Genomic DNA, 6,030 nt, shown 5'->3' with positions numbered 1-6,030 from the left:
TCAGGGGAATAGCGCTTCTTCGGCATTCTCAGCTCCAATGTTGGAGCCGAAATCTAACTCACAACAGTGGCCACTTGCCGGGGAGCAGGCCACCCTCAGCGCGGACAACTTCGTGGTCGGCGGGCGAGGAAACGGCGCGATCGGTGCTGTCCGTCTCTGCTCGCGCATCGAAGACGCTCTGGACGACCGGGACGGCAGAAACCGCGTTCGGCCAGCCTGCGTAGTAGGCCAGGTGGTGCACCGTTTCTTGGGCTTGCGAGCGCGTGAGGCCGTGGTCCATCGCGCGGGCAAGGTGGAAGGCAAGCTGTTCCGGCTTGCCCGTGGCGATGAGGGCGGCGACGGTCACGAGGCTGCGGTCGCGTGCGCTCAGCACCGACCGTCGCCAGAGATCGGCGAAAAGGACCTCGTCGGTCGCCGCGCCGAGCTGGGGCACGACCCGGGTGATGTTTTCTGCGACCGCCCGACGGCGATCCGCCTCCCCCTCCGGGTCGAGTTCAAGGGGCTCGCCGCCGGCGTCGACCGGCATTTCGATGCCCTGTTCCTCGAAGATCTTTCGCATCTCGTAGACCGCGGCGATCGCGTAGGGCCAGCCGGCATAGAACGCCAGGTGGGTGGCGATCTCGCCGATCTCGGCGGGTGACAGCCCGTTCTCCAGACCGATGCGCGTGTGGCTGTCGATCGGCCCCGTGCGGCCCATGGCGATGAGCGCGGACAGCACGATCAGGCTGCGATCGCGCGGCTCGAGTGCCTCGCCCGGCCAGACGCGACCGAACAGGACGTCGTCGGTGTAGCGACCGAGCCCCGGGGCGACATCGTAGACCGCGTCAGGCGCGATGCGGCCATCGTCCGGCTGCTGGGCGAGGACGGGCGGGACCGCAGCAAACAGCGTGAGCAGCGAGGTTGCGAGCTTCTTCATCGTCGTGTTCTCCGGCACATCGGAATGGGGGGCTTGCAAGCTCGGACCGGCTTTCGGAGCCGAGCCCGACGTCGTGCGAGCGGAAGCAGCGGCGGGACGGGCATGTACCGGGCGCCGGATCCCTCGGAGCGTATCGTCCGTCAGACCGCAGGCAGGCCGCCGATCAGCTTGTCGAGCGTGACGGGATAGTCCCGCACGCGAACGCCGGTCGCGTTGTGAACGGCGTTGGCGATCGCCGCGGAGACGCCGCAGAGGCCAAGCTCGCCCACGCCCTTCGCCTTGAGCGGTGTCGAGTAGGCATCGAGCGTGTCCAGGAAGATCACCTCCTGCTCGGGGATGTCCATATGGACCGGGACCTCGTAGCCGGCGAGGTCGTGGTTGACGAAGAAGCCGTAGTTGGTGTCAACGGCGAGCTCTTCCATCAACGCGGCGCCCACCCCCATGGTCATGGCTCCGATCACCTGGCTGCGGGCGGTCAGCGGGTTCAAGATCCGCCCGGCGTCGCAGACCGCAAGCATCCGGCGCACGCGGATCTCGCCGGTGACGCGGTGGACGCCGACCTCGGCAAAGTGAGCGCCGAACGTCGACAGCACGAATTCATTGCCGCGAAATGAGCCGAACTCGATCGAGTCCTCGCCTGCGATATCGTCGCCACCGCCGACTTCGCCGAGCGGAGCAGAGGTGTTGCCGAAGCGCACGAGGCCGTTCTCGAAGGCGAGTTCCGTGGCGTCGGCGTCCAGACGCGCGGCTATCGCTTCGCGCAACGCCACGCAGGCCGCGTAGACGCCGGCCGTGCAACTCGCCGCGCCCCACTGGCCGCCGGACCCGGCCGAGACCGGAAAGTTGGAATCGCCGAGTTCGACGGAAACCGCCGACATCGGGAGCCCCAGCATCTCGGCAGCGGTCTGGGACATGATGGTGTAGGAGCCCGTACCGATATCGGTCATGTCGGACTCCACCAGCAACGTGCCGTCGGGCCGAAGGACGACGCGGGCTCCGGAAGTCGTTGCAGGCGCCCCGCGATACGCACCGGCAACGCCATGGCCGATGAGCCAGGCCCCATCGCGCGTTGCGCCAGGGGCGGTGTTGCGGTCGGCCCACCCGAAGCGGTCCGCCCCCGTCCGAAGGCACTCCACGAAGTGGCGCTCGGAGAATGGTTTACCGTTGTCTGGATTGACCTGGGTGTCGTTGACGATGCGGAACTCGACGGGATCCATGCTGAGGCGTTCCGCCATCTCGTCCATCGCGATCTCCAGCGCCATAAGGCCACCGGTCTCGCCAGGCGCGCGCATCGCGTTGGAATTCGGCAGGTGCATCCGGACGGGGCTGCTGACCATCAGCCGATTGGCGCCGGCATAGAACTCCTGCGTCGGCGCGATGGCATTCTCCCCGCCCCGCGCCGTGAGCGCATTGGTGGTGTTGTGGTGGGCGATGGCAGTGATCCTGCCGTCCCGTTCGGCGCCGATACGGATGCGCTGAATCGTCAAGCCGCGGTGAGTCGTGTTGTTGGCGATCAGGGGGCGCGGAAGCATGACCTTGACCGGGCGACCGACCTTGCGCGCCGCAAGGGCGGCCATGATCGCATCCGAGCGGACGAACAGCTTGGTTCCGAAGCCGCCGCCGAGGAAAGGACAGTCGAGCCGGATGTTGTCGGCGGGAATGCCGAGCGCCTTCGCCATCGACTGGCGACCCCACTCGATCATCTGGTTGGAGGTCCACAGGCTCAGCCGGTCGCCGTCCCAGGCCGCCAGCGTGGCATGCGGCTCCATCATTGCGTGGCTTTCGGCCGGTGTCATGTAGGTCTCGTCGAGGGTCACGGGAGCGCTGGCGAAGGCGCCCTCGAAATCGCCGACCTGCGACGCCGGCTCTGCGCTCTCACCACCGCTTGCCGCCCGGGCAAGGTCGAAGTCGGCATCTTCGTCGGGCGCATAGTCGATCCTGAGGAGATTCGCCGCGGCACGCGCCTGCTCGAAGCTCTCCGCCACGACCACCGCGACGGCCTGATGGTAGTGAACGACCTCGTCGCCGCCGAAATGGAGAACGGGATCGTAGCTGAAGACCTCCTCGATCGGATCGTGGTCGAGCGTCGTGACGATGCCGATGACGCCGGGCGCAGCTTCCGTGGCCGAGCTGTCGATCGATCTGATCCGGCCCTTGGCGATCGCGGAGCCCACGGGATAGCCGTAGACTTGGCCCTCGACCACGTCGTGGCGCTCGTACGCGTAGGGTGCTGTGCCGGTCACTTTCCGCGGCCCGTCGATGCGCGGGGTGGATCGGCCGATGACCTTGGCACGGTCGAACAGGTTGTCGCCTGCGGGATTGTCGAAGCGCATGACGTTACTCCCTCGTCTCGGCGAGGATCCCTGCGAGCGTGCGCTCGGCAAGGGTCACCTTATACTGGTTGTGATCGGTCGGGTTCGCGTCGGCGAGCAGTCGGCTCATGACGGCAGCGGCACCGTTCGGCAGTTCCGCCTCGGCCGCCTCGTTCCGCCACGGCTTGGGCGCAACGCCGCCCAGAGCCACCCGGCCGGTGCCGTCCGGCTGAACCACAGCGGCCACCGAGACCAGAGCGAATGCGTAGGACGAACGGTCGCGGACCTTGTAATAGGCATGGCGTCCGCCGATCGGCGCAGGGAGGCGCACGGCGGTGATCATCTCGCCGGGCTCGATCACGCTTTCCACTTCGGGCGTGTTGCCCGGCAGAACGTGGAAATTGGCGATCGGGATCTCGCGCGACCCGCCCCCGGCATCGACCGTCTCCACGACGGCGTCGAGCGCTCGCATCGCCACCGCCATGTCGGAGGGGTGGGTCGCGATGCACTTATCCGACACCCCGACGATGCCGAGCTGACGCGAGAACCCCTCGATGGCGGCGCAGCCCGATCCCGGATTGCGCTTATTGCAGGGCATGTTGGTGTCGTAGAAGTAGGGGCAACGCGTCCGCTGGAGGAGGTTGCCGGCGGTGGTTGCCTTGTTGCGCAACTGACCGGACGCGCCGGCCACCAGTGCTCGTGTCAGGACGCCGTAGTCGCGGCGAATCCGGTCGTGCGCGGCCAGATCGGTGTTGCGCACGAGCGCACCGATGCGCACGCCGCCGTCCTCGGTGTCCTCGATGGTGTCGAGCCCGAGGCCGTTGACGTCGACGAGATGGGGCGGCGTCTCGATCTCGAGCTTCATCAGGTCGAGCAGGTTGGTTCCGCCGGCGATGAACTTGGCGCCGGGCGTGGCGGCCGCTGCCTGGGCCGCAGCCTGCGGGGAGGCAGCGCGTTCGTAGCTGAAGGCTCTCATCCGTTTTCTCCGGCGACGTCCTGGATGGCGGCGAGGATGTTGGCGTAGGCACCGCAGCGGCAGATGTTGCCGCTCATCCGCTCGCGGATCTCGTCAGGCGTGACCTGCATCCGGGCGGTGATGTCGGCGGTCACGTGGCTCGGGATGCCGGCCTGGATCTCCTCCAGAACCGCCTTGGCGGAACAGATCTGGCCCGGCGTGCAGTAGCCGCACTGGTAGCCGTCGTGCTCGACGAAGGCTGCCTGCATGGGATCCATGTCCTCCGGGGTTCCGACGCCTTCGACGGTGGTGATCTCATCGCCCTCGTGCATGACTGCGAGGGTCAGGCAGGAGTTGATGCGCCGGCCGTTGACCATGACCGTACAGGCGCCGCACTGGCCGTGGTCGCAGCCCTTCTTGGTCCCCGTCAGCTCGAATTCTTCGCGCAGGGCATCGAGAAGGGTCATGCGGTTGTCCGCGCTGAGCTGCCGGACTGTCCCGTTGACGCTGAAGCCGACGTCGGTGCTGACCGGCCCGGAAGGAGGGGTCGTTGCGGCGACCGCTGCGGGGACGGCACCATGGGCCTTTCCGTATGGAAAGGCGGCGAGAGCTGTGGTCGCCGCTCCGCCGATCATGAGATCGCGGCGGTTGACCTCGAACCGTGCATCCTTCGACATGCGGATCCTCTTGCTGTCAGAGTGCAACGCTCGGCCCCCCGGCGTCGCTCATCGAAGCGTCGCCTCTTTCGAGCACCGTCTGGAGTTGGAAGAAATCTAGGGTCGCTGCGGCGCGTATTGAGTACCGTTCGCCGATAGGGCCTATCGGCTGCGGAGATGAATGGCGCGCTCCGGCCGGCTCTGGCCGGTGACCGCGATCAGTCCTCGATCTTGAACGGATAGCTCGTGGTGTTGATCGCTTCCGGATCCGGCCCGCCCCGCTTCCCGGTGTCGAGCGCGTCGATCGACGCGATCTCGTCTGGCGAAAGGCTGAAATCGAAGACGTCGAAATTCTCTGCGATACGGTTCTCATGGACCGACTTCGGGATCACCGAATGGCCTAGATCGATCTGCCACCTGAGCATGATCTGCGCGGGGGTCTTGCCGTGCTTGTTGGCCAGGGTCGCAATGACCGGATGCGTGAGCGGGTCCTGTTCGGGCGTCTTGTCTTCACCCCAATAGCGCTGCACGCCGCCGATTGGCGACCAGGCCTGCGTGGCGATACCGAGCCGCTTGTGCTCCGCAATCAGCTCTTTCTGGGTGAAGAAGGGATGCAATTCGACCTGGTTCACGGTCGGCGGGACAACCGTTTCCGCCATCAGCCGGCGAAGATGGTCCGGGCTGAAGTTGCTGACGCCGATCGCCTTCACGCGCCCTTCGGCGAGGAGCCGCTCAGCAGCCTTCCATGCGTCGATCGTCCGGTCGAACTCGTCCGGCATGGGTTGGTGCAGGAGATAGAGGTCGACAGTGTCAAAGCCGAGCTTGCGGATCGACCGATCGAAGGCGTGAAGACCTGTGTCGAAGCCGTAATCGGAAATCCACATCTTCGTCTGGAGGAAGATCTCCGAGCGCTGGACGCCGCTCGACCGGATACCGTGGCCCACCTCGACTTCATTCCCGTAGGCAGCGGCCGTGTCGATCATCCGGTAACCAGTCCGCAGCGCCGTCTCGACGGCACGACCAGTGTCCTCCGGGCTGCTGCGATAGACGCCGAGGCCCAGCAACGGCAGGGCGACGCCGTTGTTGAGCGTTACGTTTAGGTCACATACTCATAAACGGATTTGCAATCGATGTTCGCCAACCTTTCCTCCGTCGTGGGGGAGGAGATGATATGGCCCGGTTCGATCTGAC

The 6,030-nt window shown here is 66.2% G+C and carries 5 protein-coding genes; all 5 read right to left on the bottom strand.

Translation table 11 applies throughout. The features are described 5' to 3' along the window. Positions 1 to 58: 58 nt before the first annotated feature. Positions 59 to 916 (bottom strand): carboxymuconolactone decarboxylase family protein, encoded by an 858-nt coding sequence (locus ACSSVZ_RS27835; RefSeq protein ID WP_453974121.1) that lies wholly within the window; start codon positions 914 to 916, stop codon positions 59 to 61. A 140-nt stretch (positions 917 to 1,056) separates the two neighbouring features. Further along, entirely contained in the window at positions 1,057 to 3,249 is a 2,193-nt protein-coding gene (gene paoC / locus ACSSVZ_RS27830; protein WP_453974120.1) for an aldehyde oxidoreductase molybdenum-binding subunit PaoC, read from the bottom strand. A 4-nt stretch (positions 3,250 to 3,253) separates the two neighbouring features. Beyond that, positions 3,254 to 4,204 carry an FAD binding domain-containing protein gene (locus ACSSVZ_RS27825; protein WP_453974119.1) on the bottom strand — a complete coding sequence of 317 codons (951 nt, stop codon included), beginning with the start codon at positions 4,202 to 4,204 and terminating at the stop codon, positions 3,254 to 3,256. Then, positions 4,201 to 4,860: an aldehyde dehydrogenase iron-sulfur subunit PaoA gene (paoA, locus tag ACSSVZ_RS27820; protein ID WP_453974118.1), complete on the bottom strand. Its 660-nt coding sequence runs from the start codon at positions 4,858 to 4,860 to the stop codon at positions 4,201 to 4,203. Before paoA ends, ACSSVZ_RS27825 begins: the two co-directional genes overlap by 4 nt. A 197-nt stretch (positions 4,861 to 5,057) precedes the next feature. After that, on the bottom strand, positions 5,058 to 5,903 hold the full coding sequence (locus ACSSVZ_RS27815; RefSeq protein WP_453974117.1) for an aldo/keto reductase: 846 nt from the start codon (positions 5,901 to 5,903) through the stop codon (positions 5,058 to 5,060). Positions 5,904 to 6,030 lie beyond the last annotated feature (127 nt).

This window comes from Amorphus sp. MBR-141, from assembly GCF_053628695.1.
This window is presented reverse-complemented; position numbering and strand designations above follow the sequence as displayed.

Bases quoted from the DNA above. Each gene is read 5' to 3' on its own strand.
- ACSSVZ_RS27835 (WP_453974121.1), bottom strand. From the start codon at position 916: ATGAAGAAGCTCGCAACCTCGCTGCTCACGCTGTTTGCTGCGGTCCCG.
- paoC (WP_453974120.1), bottom strand. From the start codon at position 3,249: ATGCGCTTCGACAATCCCGCAGGCGACAACCTGTTCGACCGTGCCAAG.
- ACSSVZ_RS27825 (WP_453974119.1), bottom strand. From the start codon at position 4,204: ATGAGAGCCTTCAGCTACGAACGCGCTGCCTCCCCGCAGGCTGCGGCC.
- paoA (WP_453974118.1), bottom strand. From the start codon at position 4,860: ATGTCGAAGGATGCACGGTTCGAGGTCAACCGCCGCGATCTCATGATC.